Below are 23,962 nucleotides of genomic sequence, written 5' to 3'. Positions count from 1 at the left end.
GCCGGGTGGGCGTCAGGCGTTCACGCCAGGGGTACGCGGGCCACGCCGGGCCCGATGAGGCTGCCGAGCCAGAGCTGGTCGCCGTGTTGTCGTACCCCGGTGATCATCGAGTAGGTGCCGGACGGGCCGTGCAGCGTACGACGGACCGCGCCCTCGCCGTCGACAAGCGCGACCAGCCCGTAGCGGCGCGGCTGCGGCTGCATCGCGTCGGGCAGCAGCGCGGCGAGCTGGCGCAGCCGCGGGTGCGGCAGCAGACGTTCGGCGATGGGCACCCGGGGGCTGGGGAGGGCGATCCAGTACGTCCCGTCGCCCACGGCGGAGAGATTGTCCGGGTACGCGGGCAGGTCGGCGAGCACCCGTATCCCGCCGCGCAACTCCACGCGGAGCAGTCGGTGGGTGGTGGTTTCGACAAGCATGAGCGCCGACTCGTCGGGGGTCAGCGCGATCCCGTTGGGAAAGTACAGCCCGTCGGTCACCACCTCGGTGCGTCCGGTGCCCGGGTGATGGGCCAGCACGCGGCCGTTGGGGCGGTGCTCCAGCAGGTCCCGCTTCCAGTGCGAGACCGGGAAGCGGTCCGACGAGTCGGTGAAGTAGACGGTGCCGTCGCGGGCGACCGTCGCGTTGTTGGCCAGGTGCACCGGCGGCGCCGTCCCGGTCAGCTCGTGGACCGCACCGTCCGGCGTGACCCGAAGCAACCCCCGGTACGCGTCGCAGACGATGAGCGCCTCCCCGGACGTGTCCGCCTCGATGCCGAGGGGCCGGCCACCGGTCTCGGCCAGCAGCCGGGGCCGGGTGCCGGCCGGGGCGTCGACCGGCCACCACCAGAGGTTGCCGTCCTCGTCGCCGCTGATGACCCGCCCGCCCGCGTCGACCAGCACGTCCTCCGGCCCGACGGCCCCCTCGGGGAGGGGTAGGAGGTCGACCTGGTCGAGCCGGCGGTCCGTGGCTGCCCACGGGCCGCTGAACGGAGGCGGAACGGTGGCCGGTTCGCGGACGGGCCGGATCAGCCGTGGCGGCCGAGGCCGGGGGATCACCATCGGCTCATTCTCCACCGCCGATGCCCGGTGAACCCGAAGCGTCGTACACGCGGCCGGGCCGTTCGGTCGACCGCGAGGCCCCTGGCCTCCACCCCTAGGGGGATGAGGGGCACCTCGGGGGATGACCCTGGGCGTACCCGGAATCACTCCGCGGAGGGGCGAAACTGTCGGTGGTGGGGGCTAGATTTCACGTCATGGGAGAGCGCAGCGACCGGATCGACGTGCAGGTCAGCGTGGGTGACACGGTGGTCCAGGTGCGGGTGGCCGGCGAGGTCGACATCGCCACCGTCGCCGTGTTCCGGTCCGCCCTGTGGTCCGCGCCCGCGCGGCCGGTCGTGCAGTTGGAGCTGTCCGGGTTGCGCCTGCTCTCCGCGGCCGGGGTGCGCGCCTTGCTCGCCGCGCATCTGCGCGTCCGGGCCCGGGGCGGCGAGCTGGTCGTGGTCGATCCCACCCCGGTGGTTGCCCGGGTGCTGCGCGCCACCGGCCTGCACCGGGTGATGCCGATCCTCGAGCCCGCCCGGGTGGTCGAGGCGGCTCGTCGCCCGGTGCCTGTCGACCTGGTCGAGGCCAGCCCGCCGGCCGCTGCCGGCGGCCTGGCGCTCGCCGCCTGAGGCCGACCGCGCGCCAGGGGCCGCCCGGCATCGAGCCGAACGGCCCCCGCCACGGTCGATCAGCGCACGCCGAGCAGGTCGACGACGAAGACCAGCGTCTCGCCCGGCTTGATGACGCCGCCGGCGCCGCGGTCGCCGTACCCCAGGTGCGGCGGAATGGTGAGGCGGCGGCGGCCGCCGACGCGCATCCCGGCCACGCCCTGGTCCCAGCCGGCGATGACCTGACCGCCGCCGAGCGGGAACTCGAACGCCTCGCCCCGGTTCCAGGACGAGTCGAACTCGCCGCCGGTGGAGTGCGACACGCCGACGTAGTGCACGCTTACCAACTGGCCCGGCTCGGCCTGCGGGCCGTCGCCCACGGTGATGTCCTCGGTCACGAGGTCGGCCGGCGGCGCACCCTCGATCGGACCCACCTCGGGCTTGCCCGATCGGGCGCCTGCTGCCTGGTTCATGCGGGGATCTCCTGCCGTGTTGGGTGATGTGTCCGGTCACCGTCGATCCTGCCGGATAGCGCGTCACCGATGTGCGGCGGACCCGCCACCTGCCCCGACACGACCACCGGACCACCGATGGGCGGGACCGGCGGGTCGCGGCGGGCGTCACCGGTGGACCGGCTCGATCCGGGCTGTCACGTCGAGGTGTGCCGGTTGGCAGCCGGCCGTCGTGGCGAACCGGCGGACCGCGTCGTGGACGTGCTCGCGGACTCCGGCGGCGCGGGCGTCGCCGGTCAGGTCCACCCGGATCCACACGTCGGGGCGCGGTGGCGTGCCGGTGAGCACCACCCGGGCCCGGTGCACCCCGGGCACGCGGAGCAGGTCCCGTTCCAGCGCGCGTACGAGGACCTCGGTGGCCAGTCGGGTGCGACCGCTGTGTCGTCCGGGTCGGCTCAGCGTGCCCCGCAGCGCGCGGTCGGGTCGGCGCAGCGTCCGGTGCAGCAGACGCTGACCGGTGACGGCGATCAGGAGCCCGGCGACCGCCGCGGCCAGGGTGCTCCAGGGCGTCGCGAGCCGCCACGCGTCCGCCAAACCGCCGCCCAGCAGGACCGCGTCGGAGTGGCCACCCGGCAGCGCGCCGGCGCCGGTCGCCAGCGCCGTCACCCCGACGGCCACCAGCAGCAGCGCGACGATCGTCCACAGCAGGCGGTGCGCGGCATCGGTCATGCCGGCCGCCTGCGGGGCAGCAGTCGGATCTCGATGCGCTCGGCGCGTGGCGAGGCGAGCTGACGCAGCTCCTGGCGCACGGCGAACTCGACCTCGGCTCGGGCCGCCGGGTCGCCGGCGGCGCGCAACCGGGGCCGCCAGCGGTCGCCGTGGCGTCGGATCCGCACCCGGGTTCCGCGTACGCCGGGCACGGTGTCCGCCGCGTCGGTCAGCCGGCGTTCCACGCACCGTCGGTGCAGGTGCCAGCCGTCGCGCTCGTCCACGCGCAGTCGGACCGGCGTCCATCGGCGCAGTTGGGCGGCCAGGACGACCAGACCCAGCAGGACGGCGACGCCGGCCGCTGACTGCACGCCCGGATCGTGCCACCGGGTGGAGGTCAGCGTGTCGTACCAGCCGGGGCGGATGAGCAGCGCTGTCGGGCGGCCCAGCGTGACCAGCAGCGCCTGCGCGGCCAGCAGGACGCCACCGGCGAGCAGGACGAGGGCCAGCAGCGCGGTGGCCACCCGGTTGGCGGTCGCCGTGGTCAGCTCGGGGCGTACGGCCGGGGGGCGCGGCGCGGTGTCGTCGTCGGAGCCGGGCATCGCCAGGTCTTGCACGGTGATCGTCACCGCGGCCACCGGGCGCCCGGTGTCGGCGAACACCTGCTCGGCGACCGTCCGGCGGACCGCGTCGGCGACGACGGGCACGCGGTGGCCGTACTCGATGGTGAGGTGCAGGTCGAGGCCCACGGACCGGTCGCCCACGCGAACGGTGGTCGGACGGACGTCGGACACGCCCGGCACCCGACTGGCCGCGTCGGTAGCGATCCGCCCGACCTCCACCGCCGCGCCGCTGTCGCCCACCGTCCGCGTCTCGGCGGGACGCGATCCCCCGCCGCCGGTCGGGTCGGCGCTCGCTGTGGAACGGGTGGCGGCGGGTCGCGGGGGAAGTCGGTGGTGTCGTCCCGCTCGCGTCGGGTTGGGTCGGCGGCGAATGGTCGGATCACCGGCCGGGCGCGGCTGGCGCGGGCTCTGCGTCCGGGGTCGGCGAGGCGCCGGCCCGCTCGCGGCGCGGGTGCCGAACTGCTGACGCGACATGCTCTGACCTCCCTGCCGGTCCGTTGCGGGCGACCTCGCTGGATACACCTCGTCGGGTGTCCTGGAACACGAGGCGCATGTGATCCAGGTCACAGGTGCCCCTCGGGCGCTGGCGTCGTTCGCCGACCCTTGGCACGCTTCTACAACGTTGTAAGACATGCGTCGTCCGCCCGAGGAGGCCCCCCGATGCGCGTATCCCCGGCACAGTCAGCGGCACCCGCCACGCATCCCGCGGCCGACGGCGACGTTCCGGTCGAGGCGCTCGGCGACCTCTACCGAGACGGCATCACGGCCTGTCGGGGCGCCTTCGACCGGGCCTGGGTGGACCAGGTCGGCAGGGACGTGGCCACCGCGTTCGAGGAGGCGCGCTCGCGACCCGACGGCGCGGTCGGACGCGGCCCGCAGCGGTGGTACGTGGAGATCCATCCGGAGCAGCTGACCGGTTTCGTCGAGCTGGTCACCCATCCGTGGGTGGTGTCGGTCTGCCGGGCGGTCCTCGGCGACGAGTACGAGATCGTCGAATTGGGCTTCGACACCCCGTTTCCCGGCGCCGCGATGCAGCCCTGGCACCGGGACTTCCCGATGCCCGTGGCGACCCGGCGGCAGCGGCGGCTCACCTCGCTGGCGTTCAACCTGACCACCGTCGACACGGTGGAGGAGATGGGGCCGTTCGAGATCGCCCCGGGCACCCAGTGGGACGACGGGGCCGACTTCGACCACGGGATGTTCCCGCCCCGGGAGCGCTACCCCCGCTACCAGCAGCGGGCGGTGCGCAAGTATCCGCAGCGCGGTGACATCTCGGCCCGGTCGGCGCTGACCGTCCACCGCGGCACCCCGAACAACTCCTCCTCGGCCCGCCCGGTCCTGGTGCTCGGCGTCGACGCGCCCGGAGCGGGCAACGCCGCCCACCACGACATGGCCGTCACCCGGGCGTACTGGGAACGGCTGTCCCCTGCCGTCCGGGAGCATCTGCCCTGCCCGGTGGTGGACCGGCTGGAGCCGATCCGGCAGAAGCACACCATCGAGGGCCTGGTGATGGGCGCCGCGGAATAGAAAACCATGGGCGGCCCTTGCCGGAGGCCGGCCCGCCGGCCTTGACTTCCGGAGTTGATCGGGGCGAGTATCCAGCGATAAGCGTCGATGACGGGGGTCGTTGGTGAAGAATCGTGTCGGCTGTCTGGCCATCGCCGCGCTCGCCGTCACCTCGGGTGCTTTCGCCGTGGTCCTTCCGGCGTCCGCGGCCAGCGGGTGTGCGGCCCAGCTCCAGGTCCGCTACCAGTACCCGTCGATGTCGCGCGGCGACCTCACGGTGCTGAGCGTCGGCCGGTCACTCACGGAGTGGGCACTGACCTTCTCGCTGCGCTACCCGACCGAGCAGATCAAGAACGTCGACGGCGTGCGCTGGGAACAGCACGGCGATCAGGTCACGATCCGCAACCTGCCCGGCGCCGCGTTGCCGGCGGACCAACAGGTGTCCTTTTCGTACCTCATGACGCACGGGGTCCGGCGCGATCCTCCAGAGACGTTCACGCTCAACGGCGTCACCTGCACGACAGCGCTGCCCAGGCCCACGCCGACGCCCCCGTCGAGCCCGCCGCCGGTCTCGCCGAGCCCGAAGCCGAGCGGGTCGCCCAGCCCCACCCCCGACCCGAACCGACCGTCCGTCCAGATCACGAGGCCGGAAGACGGTGACCACTTCTTCGCCCCGGCCACCATCACCGTGGAAGCCGCCGCCACTGCGGCCCCGGGCCGGCGGATCACCCGCGTCGAGTTCTTCGGCTCGGGCTTCGGGCAGGACACCATTCCGCTCGGCATCGACACGACCGCGCCGTACACCGCCGAGTGGCGTGACCTGCCGGCCGGCTCCTACAACGTGTTCGCCCAGGTGTACGACGACCAGGGCGCGACGCGGAGCGCCCTCGCGGCCCCGTTCGTGCGCGTGCTGACACCGGGCGAGGAGCGGCAGGCGCCGTACGTCAGCGTGGTGCGCGACCAACTCTGGGGCATTTCCCCGATCATCGACGCGGCAGCCCCCCGACCCTTGACGCCGCTCGTCCGCTCCGGTGCGGAGGCCCGCTGCGTGCAGGGGCGCGGCATCTGGGCCGGCCCGGTCGACGACGCCGCCGTCGCCGCGCTCGCCGCACGCGGCGTCCAGGCGGCGTACATCCCGCTCAACGAGGCCTGCTGGCTCGGCCTGTCGTACGTGGACCCCCGCTACGGCGGTGAGCCGTACCGGCAGGAGATCGTCGCGTACACGCAACGCTTGACGGCCGCCGGCATCACGCCCATCGTCGGGCTCGCCTGGAGCCACGGCCGCTACACCGGGCCGGGGGCGACCTGCCGGGACGAACGTGCCGTCTGCGCGAAGCCGATGCCCGACGCCACGTACGCCGTCGACTTCTGGGAGAGCGTCGGTCGGACTCTCGGCACCGAGACGGTGGTGTACGACCTGTTCACGGCACCGTACCCGGACCGGGTGATCGCGGATCCGACCCTCGCCTGGACGTGCTGGCGCGAGGGTGACGAGGCCTGCTCGGCGCTCGGCTATCCGGTGGTCGGCATGCGGCTGCTGTTGGCCGCGGTCCGCAGCGGTTCCGCCGGGGTGCTGCTCGCCGCTGGTCTGGACAGCGGCAACGACCTGTCCCGGTGGGCCGCGTACCGGCCGGAGGATTCGGTGCACAACGTCGCGGCGGCCTGGCGGCCGGCAGCGCCGGGTAGGTGCCACCCGCCGACCCTGCCGCAGGCGCCCGTCGTCGTCACGGCCGTCTGCCGTTAGCGCGCCGGGGACGGCGCTGCGGCAGCCGGCCGGGCCGGTCCGCCGGAACGGGTGATCGACCGCCTAGACTCCACGCGGTTCGACCGAGCGGCGGATGGATCAGGCAGATGACGAGCAGCGACGACCCTGGCTGGCTGCGGGCGATGCCCGCCGACGGTGGACGCGACGCACTGTTCGACCGCGCCGGCCACCTGGTGTACGGGACGCGCCGGCTCAGCGAGCTGGTGCAGGGGCGGCCGCCCGGCGTCACGGGCAGTCAGTGGGGTTCGGCCAGCCGGACTGCGTTCGACCTCGTGGTCTGCGCCACCGACACCGGACGGCCCGTCGTCGCCGTGGCGATCGGCCCGATCCCGCCCGCCGGGTCGGCCGAGCAGCGCGCGGAGCGCCTCACCGACGCCGTGAGCGCCGCCGTCGGGCTGCCCGTGCTGCGCATCGGGTCACCGACGCTGCGGGCCGCCGAACACGGCCGGCGCCTGGTGGAGTACGTGCTCGACGCGCGGGCGTACGTGGCGGGCGCCGCCGTGGCGGGCGGTGACGACGAGCCCGCCCCGGTGGGCTTCCGCGACATCCTCGGGCGGCTTCCCGATGGCCGGACCGGCCCGGTGAACGACCTCGGCGCGCTGACCCGTGCGGCGGCGGTGGAGGCGTACGTGGCCGGGCAGCTCGCCGACCCGATCGTGCGCGGGCTGCACGTGCACTGGGCCGGGGGCCCGGCGCAGGGCTGGAGCTGGGTTCAGGTGCGCCCGGACGCGTGCCTCGTCGAGCGGGTCTCGGTGACCGCGCAGCGCTTCTCCTGCGGCGTCGACGCGGCCCGGCTGGCCGAGGACCTGGCGACCGTCGCGGTGGGTGAGCGGCTGCGCGCCGCGCGACCGGACGGCCCGGACCTGTTGGCGCGCGCGGACCTCACCACGGAGATCGTGGCGCTGAGCCGCCGCCGCGACGAGCTGGTGGGCGGTTTCGCGTTCGACCACCTCTGCGCGGACTGACCCGCCGCTTTCCCTGCTGAAACCCTGCTCCGCACCCGATCCGCTCGGGGGCGGAGCAATTTTCTGTGCGCCTGTTGAACCTTCCCCGCCGCCGTCCCGTACTCCTGCGCGAACGAAGAGGATCTCCCCAACCGCGTCGACCGGACGCGGGAGACGGTGCGGAAAGGGCATCGTCGGCCATCGACACGTTACCGGGTAGGTCGCGGTGGTCGCCGCCGTGGCGTGCCATCTATCCGTCGGTCCGCCGAGGGCAGGAATCCACTACCGGATCGAGAAGGAGAGCAATTCGATGCGCAGGTCCACTCGGGCGCGCCGGTCACCCGGCATCGCGCGGAGCAAGCGTCTGCTGGCCGTTGTCGGCACGCTCGTGGTCTTCGGCGGAGTAGTCGCCGTCACCCAGATCTCGTCGGCCCAGGACCGGCGGACGAACAAGCCTCGACCGGTCGCCGGCCAGTGCGTGGAGCCGAGCCCGGGCTCGACCGCGCCGAGCGGCGCCTCGACCAGCCGTACCTGGCAGAACGGCCGCTGGGTGCGCAACCACTGGGGTGACGGTCAGGAGTCGGTGGCGGAGTGCGAGGACGGCAAGGACGGCACGGTGGGCACCGGCTCGGCCGTCGCCTGTCCCGATGTGGCTGCCAAGCTGCCGCAGGTGCCGGATCGGGCGCGAGCCGAGGTCGACCGTAATCTCGCGCAGTTGCAGACCCAGATCGCCGAGGCCGATCGCCGGTTGGCCGCCGAGGGCAACAAGGGCGCCGCATTCATCCGCAATGCGATCCTGCAGCCGCTGGCCGGCAAGCGTAAGGCGGTGCTGGACCGGATCACGACGGCTATCGACCGGGTCGGTCCGCGCCCGCAGGGTTTGGCGCAGCTCGCCGAGTGTCAGGTGCAGCCCACCGGTAACAACAACGGGGGCGGGAACAACAACGGTGGGAACACCGGCGGTGGCAACAACAACGGTGGGAACACCGGTGGCGGAAACAACGGTGGTGGCAACAGCGGCGGAAACAATGGCGGCACCGCTCCCGGCGCGGGACTGGGCGTGCTGGCCAACGACTGCGACGAGAGCAAGTTGGAGGCGCACGACGGATTCCAGAAGGGCAACCGGTGCGTGAGCACCGAGTTCGGTGAGGTCGGCGCCGCCGCCAACAACCCGTCGCTGCTGATCACCCAGTTCCCGCAGCAGGTCGGTCGCAACCAGCCCTTCACCCTGCGGGTCAGCACCCGCAACCTGGTTCGTGACCGCTTCCTCGCGGCCGGTCAGGGCGGGTACTACGTGGAGAGCTCGCTGCTCAACGCCCAGGGCCTGGTCCGGGGTCACTTCCACACCGCCTGCCGGATGCTGGACAGCCTGACCGCGCCGCCGGAGCCGCAGGAGGTGCCGGCGTTCTTCGTCGCCACCGAGGACGGCCGCGGTGGCGCCCAGCCGGACGAGGTGACCATCCAGATTCCGGGCCTGCCGGAGTCGGGTACGGCGCAGTGCTCGGTCTGGGCCGGTGACGGCTCGCACCGCCTGCCGATGATGGAGCGGGCGAACCAGACCCCTGCCTTCGACTCGATCCGCATCAACGTGAACTGATTCGACAGTCGGCCGGCCAGTCAGGGCGAACAGCCCCGGCTGGCCGGCCGCGCACACAGCGACGGGGTCCCACCGTTTCCGGCGGGACCCCGTCACTGTGTGCCGCGTGTCAGCGACTCTTGTACGCCTCGACGACCTCGACCGGGATCCGGCCCCGCTCGGAAATCTTGTAGCCGTTCTTGACGGCCCATTCCCGGATCGCCCGGTTCTGCTCGCGGTCCATTCCGGCGCCGCTGGGTCGCCCCGGCCGCCGAACTGTCCGCGTGTTCTCCACCGGACCCCGACCGATCCGCCGACCCGCATTGATGTACGGGTCCAGCGCCTTCCGCAGGACACCGGCATTCTCGTCCGAGACGTCGATCGTGTAGGCCACGCCGTCGAGACTGAACTCGACCGTCCGGTCGGCCTTCCCGCCGTCGAGGTCGTCGGTCAGCACCGTGATTACTTTTCTCGCCATTGCCGATTACTCCCTGTAGGTGGCGGGATGTGTCCAAAGTCTGACCTATCAACCCGGTAATCCGCAACAATACGCGTCCCATTCATTTCGGCGCGTCGCGATTGCATGGCGTACAAAACCGGGAACCGCCGCGGAATCGCGGGCCTCGGGGGCCGCGTCAATCGGTAAGCAGGCCGGCGTGTCCGGCGATGGCCGCCGCCTCCGCGCGGTTGGAAACCCGCAGCTTGCGCAGCAGCGCGGCGGTCATCCGTTTCACGGTCCGTTCCGACACGTGCAGTTCCTCGGCGACGTCGACGGTGCTGCGGCCGGCGGCGATCGCCCGCAGCAGGCGACGCTCCTCGGCGTCCAGGTCGACAGACGCGGCGCGGGAGGGGCCCAGCAGGGCGCGCAGTAACTCCGCGGGCAGCACCGCCCAGCCGTCGAGGATGGCAAGCAACGGGGGCAGCAGCTCCTCCGGTTCGCTGGTCTTCGGCAGGAACCCCTCGGCGCCGGCCCGCAACGCCTCCAGCGCCGGTGCCGGGTCGGTGGAACCGGACATGGCGACCACCCGTACGCGTGGACTGGTCCGCCGGATGGCTGCCACCGCGCGGATCCCGCCGGGTGGTGGCATGTGCAGGTCGACAAGCGCCAGGTCGGGGTGACAGCGGCTGACCAGGGCGGCGGCCGCGGCGGCGTCGCCGGTCGAGCCGACCACCTCGGCGCGTCCGTCGGTGGTCACCGGAAGCAGCAGCTCGAGGCCGCGGACGAAGAGGGGGTGGTCGTCCACGACAGCGAGTCTGAGGGTGGGTGCGTCCGGCATGTCTGCGCCGTTCCCCAGCGGGTACCGATCATGCGGTACGCACCGAACGGGGGGAGTCGGATGCATGCGGGCACGCGATGGCTGGCAGGGCTTGTTGCGAGGGTTGCGCCGGACCGGACCGGAAGCGGGGGCCGAATCGCCGGCGGGTGTCGACCCGGACCTGCTGCTGCGGGTGTTGTGCCACGAGTTCCGTACCCCGGTCAGCGCTCTGACCTCGTTGACCCGGGCGCTGGCCGATGAGCGCCGGACGCTTACCGGCGCGGACCGGCGGGCGATCACCGAACTGGCCCGCGACCAGGCCGCCCATCTGCAGGGCCTGCTGCGGAACGCGACCGCCGGCGTCGGCGTGCTGGCGCCGACGGCCGCACCGGAGGCCACCGTGCCGCTCGCGGGGATCCTGCGGGAGGTCGCCGCGCTGGTGCCGGCGGGTCGGCGACGGGCCCGCGCCACCCGACGGGCGGTTTCCTGGCCGGTGCCGGCCGGTCGGACCCGGCAGGTGGTGGTGAACCTCGTGGAGAACGCGCTGCGGCACGGGCCGGCCGGCGGGCACGTCGGCATCTACGCGGCGCAGCGCGGGCCCGGTCTGAGCATCGTGGTCACCGACGAGGGGCGGGTGGACGACGCGCTGCTGGTGGCGCTACGCCGTCCGGCGCCGGCGGTCGGGATGTCCGGGCTGGGGCTGTGGATCGTGCGACACCTGGTGGCAGTCGACGGGGGAGTGCTGCGCGCGCACCGGCTGCGGCCCCGGGGCGTGGCGCTGGAGGTGCTGCTGCCGGCGGTCCACCCGCTGCGTTGACCCCATTGGGACGCGGGTTGGCCCGGCCGGGTCAGCGGGATGGGAATCGCCTCGGTGTCAGCTTTCCGGCACCGAGGAGGTCGAATGTTCAGCCACGTCAAGGACCTGCAGTTCGAGGCCAAGCCGGACGCTCCGGACGCCGCGTTCGCTCGCCGCCTGCAGGAGGTGCTGGGCGGCAAGTGGGGCGAGATGACAGTCGCCAACCAGTATCTGTTCCAGGGGTGGAACTGCCGCCTGCCCGGCAAGTACAAGGATCTGCTGCTCGACGTCGGCACCGAGGAGGTCGGCCACGTCGAGATGATCGTCACGATGATCACCCGCCTGCTGGACAACGCCCCGCTGTCGCTGTCGGAGGCCATCGCGGACAACCCGGGGGGTGGGGCGGTCTACGCCGGGTCGAACCCGGCGCACTTCATCCACGGCGGCGCCGGGGCGCTGCCCGCCGACAGCAACGGGGTGCCGTGGAGCGGGGCGTTCATCACCGCCAGCGGCAACCTGCTGGCCGACTTCCAGCTCAATGTGACCGCCGAGGCGCAGGGTCGCCTACAGGTCTCCCGGCTGTTCCACATGACCGACGACCCCGGCGTCAAGCAGATGCTGCGCTTCCTGCTGGCCCGCGACACGATGCACCAGAACATGTGGCTGGCCGCCATCGAACAGCTCAGGGAGGACGGCCTGGAGGACATGCCGGTGCCGGACGCCTTCCCGGACTCCGGGGAGTTCACCGACGAGTTCGGCTACACGTACCTGGGCTTCTCCTCCGGCACGGACGCCGCGCAGGGACGCTGGGCGTCCGGGCCGGCGCCGGACGGCAAGGGGGAGTTCCGCTACGACGACAACCCGCGCGCGAACGCCCCCGAGCCGGTGCTGCCGCCGGGTGACCCGCGCCTCTACGGCACGAACGCGGCCGCGTCGTGAACACGGTCGGGAGCCTGTCGCGTACCCGGGTGAAGCTGGTGGTCTGCACGGTGCTGACCGCGCTCGCCGTCGGCGTCGGCCTGCCCGCCCGGGTGGTGCTCGCCCTGGCGCTGACCGGCCTGGCCATTCCCGTCGCCGTGGCGCTGGCCGGCGGCGGCCGGGCGGTCCGGGACCTGCTGCTGCCGGCCCGCCGTGCCGCGTCGAGCAGTGGTCTGGGTCACACCTCGGAACAAGGGGAACGCTTTGTTACTTGAGTGAGACACGCTCAACTCAACGCGATAGCAGGTGTTCGATGGCAACTCTTCCGGTACTTCCCCTGACCGACGCCGTGCTGCTGCCCGGCATGGTCATCCCGGTGACCCTCGACCCGACCACCCAGGCCGCCATCGACGCGGCACGGACGACCGGCGACCGCAAGCTGCTGGCCGTGCCGCGCATCGACGGCGAGTACGGCCCGGTCGGCGTGGTCGCCACCATCGAGAAGGTCGGCCGGCTGCCCGACGGTGAGCCCGCCGCCGTGGTCCGTGGCCTGTCCCGGGCGCGGATCGGCTCCGGCGTGCCCGGCCCCGGCGCGGCCCTCTGGGTCGAGGCGACCGAACTCGACGAACCCGCTCCCGCCGGCAAGGCCCGGGAACTTGCCCGCGAGTACCGCGCCCTGGTGACCTCCGTGCTCCAGCAGCGGGGCGCCTGGCAGGTCATCGACGCGGTGGAGCGGATGACCGACCTGTCCGAGCTGGCCGACTCGGCCGGCTACGCGCCCTGGTTGACCCTGGAGCAGAAGACCGAGCTGCTCGCCGCGCCGGACGTCACCGCCCGGCTGGAGCTGCTGGTCGGCTGGGTGAAGGACCACCTGGCCGAGCAGGAGGTCACCGAGCAGATCAACAGCGACGTCCGCGAGGGCCTGGAGAAGTCGCAGCGGGAGTTCCTGCTGCGCCAGCAGCTCGCCGCGATCCGCAAGGAGTTGGGCGAGGACGAGCCGGACGGCTCGGCCGACTACCGCTCCCGGGTGGAGAGCGCCGACCTGCCGGACAAGGTCCGCGAGGCGGCGATGCGTGAGGTCGGCAAGCTGGAGCGGGCCAGTGACGCCTCCCCGGAGGCGGGCTGGATCCGCACCTGGCTGGACACCGTGCTGGAAATGCCGTGGGGTACGCGTACCCAGGACAACACCGACCTGGCCGCGGCCCGGGCGGTGCTCGACGCCGACCACGCCGGCCTGGCCGACGTGAAGGACCGCATCCTGGAGTACCTGGCCGTGCGCAACCGCCGGGCCGAGCGCAACCTCGGCGTGGTCGGCGGTCGCGGCTCCGGCGCGGTGCTGGCTCTCGCCGGCCCTCCCGGGGTCGGCAAGACCAGCCTGGGCGAGTCGGTGGCTCGGGCGCTCGGGCGCAACTTCGTCCGGGTGTCGCTCGGCGGCGTCCGCGACGAGGCGGAGATCCGCGGGCACCGGCGCACCTACGTGGGCGCGCTGCCCGGTCGGATCGTGCGCGCGCTGCGTGAGGCCGGTTCGATGAACCCGGTCGTGCTCCTCGACGAGGTGGACAAGCTGGCCGCCGGTTACGCAGGCGACCCGGCCGCCGCCCTGCTGGAGGTGCTCGACCCGGCGCAGAACCACACCTTCCGGGATCACTACCTGGAGGTCGACCTGGACCTGTCCGACGTGCTGTTCCTGGCCACCGCCAACGTGGTGGAGTCCATCCCCGGCCCGCTGCTGGACCGGATGGAGCTGGTCACCCTGGACGGCTACACCGAGGACGAGAAGGTCGCCATCGCCCGCGACCACCTGCTGCCCCGGCAGCGGGAGCGGGCCGGTCTGACCGCCGACGAGGTGGAGATCGCCGACGAGGCGTTGGCGCTGATCGCGGGGGAGTACACCCGGGAGGCCGGTGTCCGGCAGCTCGAACGGGGTCTCGCCAAGATCCTGCGCAAGGTGGCGGTGACGCTGGCGACCGACCCGTCGCCGGTACGCGTCGACACCGACAACCTCACCGGCTACCTGGGGCGGCCGAAGTTCACCCCGGAGTCGGCCGAGCGCACCGCGGTACCCGGCGTGGCCACCGGCCTCGCCGTCACCGGCGCCGGTGGGGACGTGCTCTTCATCGAGGCGACGAGCATGGAGGGCGAGCCGGGCCTGACCCTGACCGGCCAGCTCGGCGACGTGATGAAGGAGTCGGCGCACATCGCGCTGTCGTACCTGCGCTCCAACGGGCGTCGGCTCGGCATCGACCCGAACGCCCTGGCGGGACGCCGGATCCACCTGCACGTCCCGGCGGGCGCGGTGCCCAAGGACGGTCCCAGCGCCGGCATCACCATGGTGACGGCCCTGGCGTCGCTTGTCACCGGCCGCCCGGTCCGCCCGGAGTTCGGGATGACAGGTGAGGTGACGCTCTCCGGTCGGGTGCTGCCGATCGGTGGGGTGAAGCAGAAGCTGCTCGCCGCGCACCGGGCCGGCCTCACCGAGGTGATCATCCCGGCGCGCAACGAGCCGGACCTGGACGACCTGCCGACCGAGGTGCGCGAGGCGCTGACCGTGCACACCCTGGCCGACGTGGCCGACGTGCTCGCCCTGGCGCTGCGCCCGGCCGACGTCCAGGCGCTCGACGGACCGGCGCTCTTCACGGTCTGACGTTCCGAGCCCAGTGACCCCCGCCGTCCTCCGACGGCGGGGGTCATTGATGTTCGCGCATGAGGGGCTACAGTCCCCGGGAACCCTCAACCACCTCTCCGCCGCGAGGCGGTGCCCCCGGAGGTAACCCCCGTGAACCTGGTGCTCTGGATCATCCAGATCCTGCTCGCCGTCCTCTTCGTCGGCGCAGGCCTGGCCAAGCTGACCCAGCCCAAGGAGAAGCTGCGCGACCGGATGGCCTGGGTCGATCCGGTCCCGCCGTCGCAGGTCAAGGCCCTCGGCGCGGTCGAGGTGCTGGCCGCCGTCGGGCTCGTGCTGCCCGCGCTGACCGGCATCGCCACAGTGCTCACTCCGCTGGCCGCCGTCGGGCTGGTCATCGTCATGATCGGCGCCATCCTGGTGCACCTGCGCGACAGGAAGAAGCGCGACACGGAGGCCGAGCGTCGTACGGAGCTCCAGGGCGCGATCACCTGCGCGGTGCTGCTGGTCCTCGCCGCGGTGGTCGCCTGGGGCCGCTTCGGGCCGTACTCCTTCTGAGCTGACGCGCCGGCGACCGTCGTACCCCGGCGGTCGCCGGCGGCGCGCTCAGCGCCCCTCGCCGCCGCGGTCGCGACGGACCGTGGCCTTGCGGCCCTTGATGGTGCTGGAACGCAGCCCGGAGATCACCTCGTCGGCCACCCCCTGCGGCACCTCCACCAGGGAGAAGCGGTCGGCGATCTCGATCGAGCCGATGTCCCGGCCGCGGATCCCCGTCTCGCCGGTGATGGCGCCGACCAGGTCCTGCGGGCGGACCCCCGCGCGCCGACCCAGCCCGACGAAGACCTGGACGGTGTTGCCGCCACCCGAACGGGGCCGACCCCCGCCCCTCCGGTCGCCGCCCCGGCCGCCGGCCTCCGGCCGGCCCTCGCGCGGGCCGCGCACCGGCGCCTGCGGGATCTCCTCCTCGTCGTCCGAGCCCGGGGACGTCACCTCGTGCGCCAGCTTCACCGCGGCGAGCGCGACCTCCATCAGGTCGAACTCGTCGGTGAGCGTCTCCACGATCACCCGGAACGGGTCGAGGTCGTCCTCCAGCAGGCTCTCCCGCAGCGCCGCCTGGGTCAGCTCCAGCCGGCGGGTCCGCATGTCGGCCACGGTCGGGATCTTGTCGATGGTGATCCGCTGACCGGTGACCCGCTCGATGGTCTTGAGCATCCGGTGCTCGCGCGGCTCGGCGAGGGTGATCGCCACGCCCTCCCGGCCGGCCCGGCCCACCCGACCGATCCGGTGCACGTACGACTCCGGCGCCGACGGCACGTCGTAGTTGACCACGTGGGTGAGCTGCTCGACGTCGAGCCCGCGGGCCGCCACGTCGGTGGCCACCAACAGGTCGGCGGTGCCCGCCCGCAGCCGGCCCATCACCCGGTCGCGCTGCTCCTGGCTCATGCCGCCGTGCAGCGCCTCGGAGCGGTAGCCCCGGCCGTTCATCGTCTCGGTCAGCCGGTCCACCTCCTCGCGGCTGCGGCAGAACACGATCGCCGCCGTGGGCGACTCCACGTCGAGGACGCGGCCCAGCGCGGCCGGCTTGTGCGCGCGCGTCACGATGTACGCGCTCTGCCGCACCCGGGGCGCCTCGCCCGCGACCGTCTGCTCCCGGCCGATCTCGATCCGGACCGGCTCGCGCAGGTGCTGGCGGGCCATCCCGTCGATGCGCGACGGCATGGTGGCCGAGAAGAGCACCGTCTGACGCTCTGCGGGAGCGTGCTCCAGGATCGCCTCGATGTCCTCGGCGAAGCCCATGTCGAGCATCTCGTCGGCCTCGTCGAGCACCACCGTGGCCAGGCCACCGAGGCGCAGGGTGCCCCGGGCGATGTGGTCGAGGGCCCGCCCCGGGGTGGCCACCACCACGTCGACGCCGCTGTCCAGTGCCCGCAACTGCCGCCCGATCGGCTGCCCACCGTAGATCGGCAGCACCCGCGCGCCCAGGTCCTTGCCGTAGCGGTGGAACGCCTCGGACACCTGCACCGCCAGCTCCCGCGTCGGCACCAGCACCAGCGCCACCGGGTCCCCGCCGTCGCGGTGCGCCGACATCCGGTTCAGCAGTGGCAGCGCGAACGCCGCCGTCTTGCCGGTGCCGGTGGCCGCCTGACCCAGCAGATCCCGGCCGTCGAGCAGCGGCGGGATGGCCTCCCTCTGGATCGGGGTGGGCTCCTCGTAGCCGAGGGCGGACAGCGCGCCCAGCAGCTCGGGACGCAGCCCGAGCTCGGTGAAGGCGTACACCTCTTCGACGTCGGCGGGGGCGGCGTCGATCGGTGCGTCGGTCGGTGCGTCGTGCTGTGCAGGTGCGGAACTCATGGGTCAAGCCTTTCATCACGCCGTCGGGGCCGCTGCGCCGACCGGCACAAGAGCGCCCCCCGGCCGCCCGCGGATCTTGTCGGCGGGCGGCTCGGCGGGTCAGGTGGTGGTCAGGATCGCCAGGATCATCATCCCGCCGAGGGCGGTGTCGAGCACGCCGCAGAACTCGGCGTACCCGCGCGGCACCACCCGGCCGGTGCGGTGGTTGACCAGGTCCCACCCGGCGTGCACCAGCCACCCGAACGCCACCAGCCACGCGGCAGTCCGCCCGCCGGCCGCGACCGCGACAAGCGTCACGGTCAACCAGGCGACCAGGCCGGCGAGCTGGGTGGCGAGCACGCCCGGCCCGCGCAGCGTCCGCCGGGCCACGCCGATCAGCAGGTACCCGCCGGGCAGCACCAGCATCGTCCACGGGCTGAGCACCATCGGGTCGACCCACAGGTCCGCGGTCAGCAGCAGCGCGAGTCCGGCCGGCCAGCGGCGGGCGAGCGCCACCACTGCCGGGTGTCGGTGTATCACCGCTGGTGGTTCGTGCCGGTGGCGCAGCACCACCAGCACCATGGCCGGCACCATCAGCAGATGACCGCCGAGCAGCACGGCGTCGCCGTCCAGCAGACCGGCCCCAAACGGTACGAGCAGCAGCAGGAACGGTACGTACATCGCGGCGGCCATCTCGCCGACCCCGCGCCAGTGGTGCGCCCGGTAGCGCATCCACACAGTCATCCCGACGGTCATGTTCGTGGCCATCACCAGGGCGGCCACCTCCGGCCGGGCCAGTGCGCCGGCAACGCCCAGGGCCGTGCCGGCCATCTCCCAGAGCGGCCCGAGCAGCACCATCCCGGCGACCATCGCCAGCGCCATCTCGGCGAGATGCCACAGCAGCCGCCGGGCGCCGTGGGCGGGCGCCGCGTCGGAGGGTGCCGGCTGCGCGGTGGGCAGCGACCCGGGCTGCCGTACGGGGATTGCGGTGTCCGCGTACATCCGTGTCTTCTCCATGCCGTTGACCCTGCCGGGGTTCCGGCGCGAGGGGCAGGAGCGTCCGTCACGGGAAAGCTGTGCGGCGCGCACGGTCCGACCGTGACAACTCGCACGGGTGGGTCGTACGCCGGCCGGTCCTAGGATCGACGCGTGGCGAGCGAGACGGTGATTCCCCGGGCGGACCGCCGGCTGCACCGTGCCCGGCAGGCGACGCTGCTCTCGCTGGCCACCGGTGTGTGGGCGAGTGTGCTGCTGCCCGCGATCGGCCTGACCCGGGAGCCGGACCGCAGCCGCGTCGTGCTCGGCGCGGTCGGCATCCTCGCGTTCGCGGTCGCCCAGACCACCGTGCTGTACGCGGCGGTCACCCCGTGGCTCGCGCAGCGGTGGCGACGCCGCGCCCAACTCGGTCTGATCGTCGTGGCGGCGCTGACCGTGCCGCTTGTCGCCCCGGTCGCGGCCGGTGTCTGGCCCACCTGGGCCTGGATCGGCGCTGCCCTGGTGGGGATGGCGCCGCTGCTGGTTCGCCTCCCGGGCGCGCTTGCGGTCACCGCCGCCACCCTGCTCGTGTCGGCGGCCGTGGCCTGGTGGACCGGCGGCTCCGTCGGCCGGAACCTGGCCGTGACGGGCGGGATCGGGGTGGGCGTGGCGGCGGTGAACTGGTTCCAGGTCTGGTTCTGGAGTCTGCTCGTGGAGGCCCGGCAGGGCCAGGCCGCCCAGGCCCGGCTGGCCGCCGCCGAGGAGCGGCTGCGCTTCGCCCGTGACGTGCACGACGTGCTGGGGCACCACCTCACAGTGATCGCGTTGAAAGCCGAACTCGCCGCCCGACTGGCGTCTGTCGACCCGGAGCGGGCCGGTCGGGAGGCCGCCGAGGCGCAGCGACTCGCCGCGTCGGCGTTGGCCGAGGTCCGCGAGACGGTCCACGGGTACCGTGCGGTCGACCTCGGTGAGCAGTTGGCCGCCGTCGCGGGGGTGCTGCGGTCCTGCGGGGTGCGCTGCACGGTGCAGTCGCCACCTGTCGACCTGCCGCAGTCGGCCGCCACCGAACTGGCGGCGGTGCTCCGGGAGGCCGGCACCAACGTGCTACGGCACAGCCAGGCCCATTGGTGTCGGATCCACATCGACTGGGAGGACAGCGTGGTCAGGATGACTGTGGCCAACGACGGCGCCGACGACCGGGGACCGGACAAGCACAGCCACGGCCTGCGCGGCATCGCCGACCGGCTCGCCGCGGTCGGGGGCGAGTTGCGGGTGCAGCGCGAGGACGCGGTGTTCACCCTCGACATCACCGTCCCGGCGCCGTCGTGATCCGCGTCCTGCTCGCCGACGACGAGGATCTGATCCGGGTCGCCGTCGCCGCGCTGCTCGGCCTGGAACCGGACATCGACGTCGTGGCACAGGCCCCGGACGGACCGACGGCGGTCACCGCGACGCTCGCGCACCGCCCGGATGTGGCCGTGGTGGACCTGGAGATGCCCGGCCTGGACGGCATCGCGGTGGCCGCCGAGCTGACCCGCGTCCGTCCTGAGTGTGCGGTGGTGGTCCTCACCGGGCACGGTCGGCCGGGTCACCTGCGGCAGGCGCTGGCCGCCGGCGCGCGAGGGTTCCTGCCCAAGGGAGCGCCGGGGAGCGCGCTCGCCGACGTGATCCGGCGGGTGCACGCCGGCGGCCGGTACGTGGACCCGTCGCTGGCCGCCGACGCACTGACCCTGCCGCCATGCCCGCTGACACCGCGGGAACTGGAGACGCTGCGGCTGGCCGAGTTCGGCGCACCGGTCGCGGTGATCGCCCGCCGGGTGCACCTGTCCACCGGCACCGTCCGCAACCACCTGTCCGCGGCCGTGCAGAAGCTCGGCGCGGCCGACCGGGCCGAGGCGGTGCGTACCGCCCGGGACAGCGGCTGGCTCTGACCCTTCGGCTGTCCGTTGCTCTGCCCGGCTATCGGCAACGCGCCCAGGCGACGAACCGGTCGTCGAGGTCAGCCGCTGTGGTGCCGTGGCACTGCTCGACGGCCTCGTCCCGCAGGGTCATCAGGTAGTCCACCAGGGCCGGCCGGTTCTCGCGGTACTCACCGAGGAGGCTCAGCTTCGCCGCCGAGCAGGGCCACGCGATCCCGCACGACTGGCAACGCCAGGTGGGACGGGTCGCCAGATGGGGGAGGCGTCGACCCCTCACGCGACACCTCCGTTCGGTGAACGAACCGTGCGCTCGTCCGCGCTGCTCACGCACAGAACGTCAGCGGCCCTGATCGGGCGGGCGCTCGCCGCGGGGCATCCCGGCACGGCTGTCTCCCTGTCGCTCGTTGGGAGGGGCCGCCCCTGAGTGCTCGCCCGCGAGGCGGCCCCGGCACGAACGCGTCCGCCGGGTCTCGGGTCCCTACCGGCCGCGCCGTCTACGACCATCCTGCCGACTGTTGCCATGCAACTACACTGCGTTGCACTATGGTGTTTGGACGTTCGGGATATCCGGGGAGGACAGAGGATGAATCATGCCGTCGCGGAGGCCATGACCCAATGCGGTGAGACCGCCGACTCTCTCGCAGCTCAGACCGGGGTCGATCCGAAGACGGCCGCGCGGTGGGCAAACCCGGGACGGATCCCGCAGACCCGACATCGTGCCCAGGTCGCCGCGATCCTCGGCCGAGAGGTGGTCGACCTGTGGCCGGACGTCCTGAAGCGTCGAGACCCGACGTGGCTGCGCGCATGGGTCGACTGGGAACGAGAAGCGGTGGCGCTGCGCTGGTACGAGCTGGCGTGGGTGCCCGGCCTCTTGCAGACGGAGGCGTACGCGCGGGCGACGCTAGCCGGGGAGCCGCTGTCCACCGAGGAGGTCGACCAGTATGTGAAGGCCCGAATCGGGCGACAGAACATTCTCCAGCGTGACCAGCCGCCCCTCCTGATCGCCGTCATTGACGAAGCGGTCGTGCGGCGGTCGGCCTATGGCGATCGGGACCTGATGCGCGAGCAGTGCGAGCACCTCGTCACGTGCGCGCAACTGCCGTCGGTGCAGGTCTACGTGGTCCCGGCGACAGTAGGCATGTACCCGGGCCTGGGCGGGCCGTTCATCGTCGCCGAGTTGGAGGGCGGCGGACGCGTGGCCCACATCGACGGTCAGGCGCAGGCGCAGATAACCGAGCAGCAGGCGGAAATTGCTACCCTTGACCGACGATGGGAACGCATTCGCGGGGAAGCTCTCTCTCGCGGACAGTCCCTAGACCTGCTCAGGGAAGCGGCATCATCATGGACGTGACCGGTGCGCGGTGGCGCAAGAGCACCAAGAGCGGCAACAACGGCGGTTCGTGTGTGGAGGTCGCCGACAACCTGCCCGGTGTCGTCCTGATTCGGGACACGAAGGACCGTGACGGCGGGACGCTTACCTTCGCGCCGCAGGCGTGGCGAGCCTTCGTCGGCTTCGCGCGAGCCCAGCGCTAGACGAGTAATTCCCAACCCTGGCTGGGACGATGGGCGCAGCCGGCAGCCCGCTGGCGGTGACCGTCAGTCACCTCAGTGGGGGCGGATGTGGTCGTGAGCGATATACCTCAGAGTCATATTTATACCTCTGAGGTATATCGCTCAACAGCACATCGGCACGGCGGGCAGCCCAAGCGGATGGCCAGCGCCCTCAGCGGCTCTTCGACCGCGCTCCGAAAGCTGGAGGGCCGGCGGCTGCCCGGGCGGCCCGTTCGATCTGTGCGCGTCGGGCTTCCCCGATGGTCGGGTCGCGCTGAGTGTTGGGATCCCAGGCCGCTACCCCTGTCGAGCCGTCGAGCTGTTCGCGCAGGATGTCGGCGTGTCCGGCATGCCGGCTCGTCTCGGTGAGGATGTGCACCATGATGGCGAACAACGTGACCTGCGGGCGTGGCCACCAGGGCACGTGGCCGGTCGCGTCGAGGGGAAGCGCGTCGATCGTCGCGTCCGAGTGGGCCCATACGCGGCGGTAGTGGCCGATGATCTCCTCGCGCCTCTCGTGCTCGGTGGCCCACATGTCGTGGTCGTTCGCGTCGGTGTCGTCCCAGCGGGCCAGTGGTTCAGGAAACGGTCGCCCGAAGACTTCACCGAAGTATCGGGCCTCCCAAACCGCGAGGTGTTTGACCAGGCCGAGAAGGTTGGTGCCGGTAGAGGTCAGGGGGCGGCGGATGTCGTACTCGTTGAGCCCTTCGAGTTTCCAGAGGACCGCCTCGCGGATATCCCGCAGATCACTGTGCAGGTACGTCTTCGCGAAGTCTTCGATCACGGATCGTGAGCCTGCCACGTGCCCACGGCGGCCTCAAGCCCGTCAGCCCCTCAAGCCGGCCTCGGGTCAGGTGCACACTGGTTTGACGGAGGCCGGCGGCGGGGCAAGCAAGCCTGCACCCGGGACGTGGTGAGGCGCCCCCGGACACGGAGGTTGTGATGCGCTGGCTGCTCATCCTTGTGATCGTCCTGTTGGTGATCGGCGCGATCTGGCTACCCCGCCGAGCGCGGGGAGCGGGCAGGTCCCTCCGCAACCACCTTGACGAGCGACGCTGATCCGAGCATCCCTGCCTGCTCCCTGAAGCTGCTCTCCGTCGGTCAGCGCCACGGGCAGGATCGCGCGCCGGTCGATAGGACCAGTCGTGCCCTTATGTCCGAATTGGATGTAATGATGGGTTGATGCGCAGGGAGGTCGCGGCGGGTCCGGTCAATCCGGTGCGGTCGAGTGCCGTCGAACTGTTCTTCGACCTCGTCTTCATCTTCACCCTCGGCCGTCTGTCGTCGACCCTGGCCGAGGAGCCGAGCTGGATCGCCGCCCTTCACGCGGTGATCTTTCTGCTCGCGTTCTGGTGGATCTGGTACAACACCAACCTTGCCACTGACAGCCTCGACTGTGAACGTCCCATCGTGCAGGTTCTGATCATCTGCGTGATGCTCGGCAGCCTGCTGATGTCGATAAACGTGCCCGACGCGTTCGGCGATCAGGCCTTCGTCTTCGCGGGCGCGTACCTCGGGATCCACCTGGGCCGTACCCTGGTCATGGCCTTCTATCTGCGGGGCACGCCTGCCTGGCGCCGGCCGGTCCGGGGCGTGATCTGGTATCTGCTGTCCGGGACGCTGTGGTTCGCGGGGGCCGCCTCCCACGGCACTGCGCGGGCCCTGCTCTGGATCTGCGCGCTGGCGATCGACTACGCAGCGCCGGTGTTGCGCTGGCGGGTTCCGGGGCTCGGCCGGGCCACCGCTGGGGAGTGGCGTCTCTCGGGCGACCATCTGGCCGAGCGGTACCGCCAGTTCATCATCCTGGCTCTCGGCGAGACGATCCTGGCCACCGGCAACTTCTACCGGGAGTCGTCGCGGGACCTGGAGGACACCGCTGCCTTCCTGATCACCTTCTGGACTGTCGTCTTCCTCTGGTGGACCTACTTCTACCGGACGACGACCAGCCTCGCCGTGAAGATCAACGTGGCCGTCGACCCGTACCGGGCCAACCTGCGGGCCGGCTACACCCACCTGCTGATGGTGGGGGGCATCCTGCTCACCGGCATCGGCGGGGAGCTGATGCAGAAGGCGCCCGGCGGGCGTATGTCGACCGGGAACGTGGTCGCGATCCTGGTCGGCCCCCTGCTCTTCCTCGTCGGGCGGCTGATCTTCGAGGCATGGGTGTTCGGCCAGTTGACGAAGCACTGCCTCGCGTCGGTGGTGGCCTGCCTGATCGTCAGCCCGGTGGCAGCACAACTTCCGCCACTGGCGGTGGGTCTGCTGGGCGCGGCGACCATCACCGTCGTCGCCGCGTTCAGCCTGACGATCCGGGCCCGGCTCGCGGGTGGGGTCAACCCCGCGGCCGGCGGCGGGGCCAGTCACCCGTACGGCCAGGGCCGTTCCCGCTAGC

At 72.3% G+C, this 23,962-nt stretch carries 26 protein-coding genes; 16 read left to right on the top strand and 10 right to left on the bottom strand.

Going from position 1 to position 23,962, the window contains the following annotated elements; translation table 11 throughout:
- Positions 1 to 20: 20 nt before the first annotated feature.
- Positions 21 to 1,037, bottom strand: coding sequence for an SMP-30/gluconolactonase/LRE family protein (locus tag AB0K10_RS27320; RefSeq protein WP_363688070.1), 1,017 nt, complete (start codon positions 1,035 to 1,037; stop codon positions 21 to 23).
- A gap of 194 nt (positions 1,038 to 1,231) precedes the next feature.
- Here AB0K10_RS27320 and AB0K10_RS27315 point away from each other — a divergent pair, with 194 nt between their 5' ends.
- Positions 1,232 to 1,648 (top strand): STAS domain-containing protein, encoded by a 417-nt coding sequence (locus tag AB0K10_RS27315; protein ID WP_363688068.1) that lies wholly within the window; start codon positions 1,232 to 1,234, stop codon positions 1,646 to 1,648.
- 59 nt (positions 1,649 to 1,707) lie between these two features.
- On the opposite strand, the gene AB0K10_RS27310 is transcribed toward AB0K10_RS27315, so the two are convergent.
- From AB0K10_RS27310 to AB0K10_RS27300, 3 genes are all read right to left on the bottom strand, one after another.
- Positions 1,708 to 2,100, bottom strand: coding sequence for an FKBP-type peptidyl-prolyl cis-trans isomerase (locus tag AB0K10_RS27310; RefSeq protein WP_363688066.1), 393 nt, complete (start codon positions 2,098 to 2,100; stop codon positions 1,708 to 1,710).
- Between the two features lie 147 nt (positions 2,101 to 2,247).
- Positions 2,248 to 2,808 carry a hypothetical protein gene (locus AB0K10_RS27305; RefSeq protein ID WP_363688064.1) on the bottom strand — a complete coding sequence of 187 codons (561 nt, stop codon included), beginning with the start codon at positions 2,806 to 2,808 and terminating at the stop codon, positions 2,248 to 2,250.
- Positions 2,805 to 3,884 carry a DUF6286 domain-containing Asp23/Gls24 family envelope stress response protein gene (locus tag AB0K10_RS27300; RefSeq protein WP_363688062.1) on the bottom strand — a complete coding sequence of 360 codons (1,080 nt, stop codon included), beginning with the start codon at positions 3,882 to 3,884 and terminating at the stop codon, positions 2,805 to 2,807. Before AB0K10_RS27300 ends, AB0K10_RS27305 begins: the two co-directional genes overlap by 4 nt.
- 186 nt (positions 3,885 to 4,070) lie before the next feature.
- Between AB0K10_RS27300 and AB0K10_RS27295 the strand changes: the two genes are divergently transcribed.
- The 4 genes from AB0K10_RS27295 to AB0K10_RS27280 all read left to right on the top strand — a co-directional run bounded on the left by AB0K10_RS27295 (position 4,071) and on the right by AB0K10_RS27280 (position 9,222).
- Positions 4,071 to 4,937 (top strand): phytanoyl-CoA dioxygenase family protein, encoded by an 867-nt coding sequence (locus AB0K10_RS27295; RefSeq protein ID WP_363688060.1) that lies wholly within the window; start codon positions 4,071 to 4,073, stop codon positions 4,935 to 4,937.
- A gap of 103 nt (positions 4,938 to 5,040) precedes the next feature.
- Positions 5,041 to 6,660: an Ig-like domain-containing protein gene (locus AB0K10_RS27290; RefSeq protein ID WP_363688058.1), complete on the top strand. Its 1,620-nt coding sequence runs from the start codon at positions 5,041 to 5,043 to the stop codon at positions 6,658 to 6,660.
- 107 nt (positions 6,661 to 6,767) lie between these two features.
- Positions 6,768 to 7,646, top strand: coding sequence for a hypothetical protein (locus AB0K10_RS27285; protein WP_363688056.1), 879 nt, complete (start codon positions 6,768 to 6,770; stop codon positions 7,644 to 7,646).
- Positions 7,647 to 7,935: 289 nt separating this feature from the next.
- Complete coding sequence (locus AB0K10_RS27280) at positions 7,936 to 9,222, top strand: hypothetical protein (protein WP_363688054.1); 1,287 nt, start codon at positions 7,936 to 7,938, stop codon at positions 9,220 to 9,222.
- Positions 9,223 to 9,331: 109 nt separating this feature from the next.
- Here the strand turns inward: AB0K10_RS27280 and AB0K10_RS27275 are convergent, their stop codons facing one another.
- Positions 9,332 to 9,679 (bottom strand): Lsr2 family protein, encoded by a 348-nt coding sequence (locus tag AB0K10_RS27275; protein WP_363688052.1) that lies wholly within the window; start codon positions 9,677 to 9,679, stop codon positions 9,332 to 9,334.
- Between the two features lie 157 nt (positions 9,680 to 9,836).
- A complete protein-coding gene (locus AB0K10_RS27270; protein WP_363688050.1) occupies positions 9,837 to 10,445 on the bottom strand; it encodes a response regulator transcription factor in 609 nt (202 codons plus the stop codon).
- 97 nt (positions 10,446 to 10,542) lie between these two features.
- On the opposite strand from AB0K10_RS27270, the gene AB0K10_RS27265 reads away from it, so the two are divergent.
- From AB0K10_RS27265 to AB0K10_RS27245, 5 genes are all read left to right on the top strand, one after another.
- Positions 10,543 to 11,274: a HAMP domain-containing sensor histidine kinase gene (locus AB0K10_RS27265; protein ID WP_363688048.1), complete on the top strand. Its 732-nt coding sequence runs from the start codon at positions 10,543 to 10,545 to the stop codon at positions 11,272 to 11,274.
- Between the two features lie 84 nt (positions 11,275 to 11,358).
- A complete protein-coding gene (locus AB0K10_RS27260) occupies positions 11,359 to 12,192 on the top strand; it encodes a manganese catalase family protein (protein ID WP_363688046.1) in 834 nt (277 codons plus the stop codon).
- Positions 12,189 to 12,446: a hypothetical protein gene (locus AB0K10_RS27255; protein WP_363688044.1), complete on the top strand. Its 258-nt coding sequence runs from the start codon at positions 12,189 to 12,191 to the stop codon at positions 12,444 to 12,446. Before AB0K10_RS27260 ends, AB0K10_RS27255 begins: the two co-directional genes overlap by 4 nt.
- A gap of 38 nt (positions 12,447 to 12,484) precedes the next feature.
- Entirely contained in the window at positions 12,485 to 14,815 is a 2,331-nt protein-coding gene (lon, locus tag AB0K10_RS27250) for an endopeptidase La (RefSeq protein WP_363688042.1), read from the top strand.
- Positions 14,816 to 14,947: 132 nt separating this feature from the next.
- Positions 14,948 to 15,352 carry a DoxX family protein gene (locus tag AB0K10_RS27245; protein ID WP_363688040.1) on the top strand — a complete coding sequence of 135 codons (405 nt, stop codon included), beginning with the start codon at positions 14,948 to 14,950 and terminating at the stop codon, positions 15,350 to 15,352.
- A 48-nt stretch (positions 15,353 to 15,400) separates the two neighbouring features.
- Here AB0K10_RS27245 and AB0K10_RS27240 read toward each other — a convergent pair whose 3' ends face one another.
- Entirely contained in the window at positions 15,401 to 17,146 is a 1,746-nt protein-coding gene (locus AB0K10_RS27240; protein ID WP_363688038.1) for a DEAD/DEAH box helicase, read from the bottom strand.
- 99 nt (positions 17,147 to 17,245) lie between these two features.
- The gene (locus AB0K10_RS27235) at positions 17,246 to 18,142 is read right to left on the bottom strand and encodes a hypothetical protein (RefSeq protein ID WP_363688036.1); all 897 of its coding nucleotides are present in this window, start codon (positions 18,140 to 18,142) and stop codon (positions 17,246 to 17,248) included.
- 132 nt (positions 18,143 to 18,274) lie between these two features.
- Between AB0K10_RS27235 and AB0K10_RS27230 the strand changes: the two genes are divergently transcribed.
- Positions 18,275 to 19,429, top strand: a complete 1,155-nt coding sequence (locus tag AB0K10_RS27230) for a histidine kinase (protein WP_363688034.1) — start codon at positions 18,275 to 18,277, stop codon at positions 19,427 to 19,429.
- Complete coding sequence (locus AB0K10_RS27225) at positions 19,426 to 20,031, top strand: response regulator transcription factor (RefSeq protein WP_363688032.1); 606 nt, start codon at positions 19,426 to 19,428, stop codon at positions 20,029 to 20,031. Before AB0K10_RS27230 ends, AB0K10_RS27225 begins: the two co-directional genes overlap by 4 nt.
- Before the next feature lie 28 nt (positions 20,032 to 20,059).
- Here the strand turns inward: AB0K10_RS27225 and AB0K10_RS27220 are convergent, their stop codons facing one another.
- Positions 20,060 to 20,296 (bottom strand): flavin reductase, encoded by a 237-nt coding sequence (locus AB0K10_RS27220; RefSeq protein ID WP_363688030.1) that lies wholly within the window; start codon positions 20,294 to 20,296, stop codon positions 20,060 to 20,062.
- A 306-nt stretch (positions 20,297 to 20,602) separates the two neighbouring features.
- Between AB0K10_RS27220 and AB0K10_RS27215 the strand changes: the two genes are divergently transcribed.
- Both AB0K10_RS27215 and AB0K10_RS27210 read left to right on the top strand, forming a co-directional pair.
- On the top strand, positions 20,603 to 21,370 hold the full coding sequence (locus tag AB0K10_RS27215; protein WP_363688028.1) for a DUF5753 domain-containing protein: 768 nt from the start codon (positions 20,603 to 20,605) through the stop codon (positions 21,368 to 21,370).
- A complete protein-coding gene (locus AB0K10_RS27210) occupies positions 21,361 to 21,552 on the top strand; it encodes a DUF397 domain-containing protein (protein WP_363688026.1) in 192 nt (63 codons plus the stop codon). Before AB0K10_RS27215 ends, AB0K10_RS27210 begins: the two co-directional genes overlap by 10 nt.
- A 190-nt stretch (positions 21,553 to 21,742) precedes the next feature.
- On the opposite strand, the gene AB0K10_RS27205 is transcribed toward AB0K10_RS27210, so the two are convergent.
- Positions 21,743 to 22,354: a DinB family protein gene (locus tag AB0K10_RS27205; protein ID WP_363688024.1), complete on the bottom strand. Its 612-nt coding sequence runs from the start codon at positions 22,352 to 22,354 to the stop codon at positions 21,743 to 21,745.
- A 158-nt stretch (positions 22,355 to 22,512) separates the two neighbouring features.
- Here AB0K10_RS27205 and AB0K10_RS27200 point away from each other — a divergent pair, with 158 nt between their 5' ends.
- Positions 22,513 to 22,629: a twin-arginine translocase TatA/TatE family subunit gene (locus tag AB0K10_RS27200; RefSeq protein ID WP_363688022.1), complete on the top strand. Its 117-nt coding sequence runs from the start codon at positions 22,513 to 22,515 to the stop codon at positions 22,627 to 22,629.
- A 123-nt stretch (positions 22,630 to 22,752) separates the two neighbouring features.
- Positions 22,753 to 23,961, top strand: coding sequence for a low temperature requirement protein A (locus AB0K10_RS27195; RefSeq protein WP_363688020.1), 1,209 nt, complete (start codon positions 22,753 to 22,755; stop codon positions 23,959 to 23,961).
- Position 23,962: the final 1 nt, after the last annotated feature.

This window comes from Micromonospora sp. NPDC049274, from assembly GCF_040678875.1.
In the GTDB taxonomy this organism is placed as follows: domain Bacteria; phylum Actinomycetota; class Actinomycetes; order Mycobacteriales; family Micromonosporaceae; genus Micromonospora.
The sequence above is the reverse complement of the archived record's forward strand: the minus strand, read 5'-3'. Positions and strand labels throughout refer to the sequence as shown.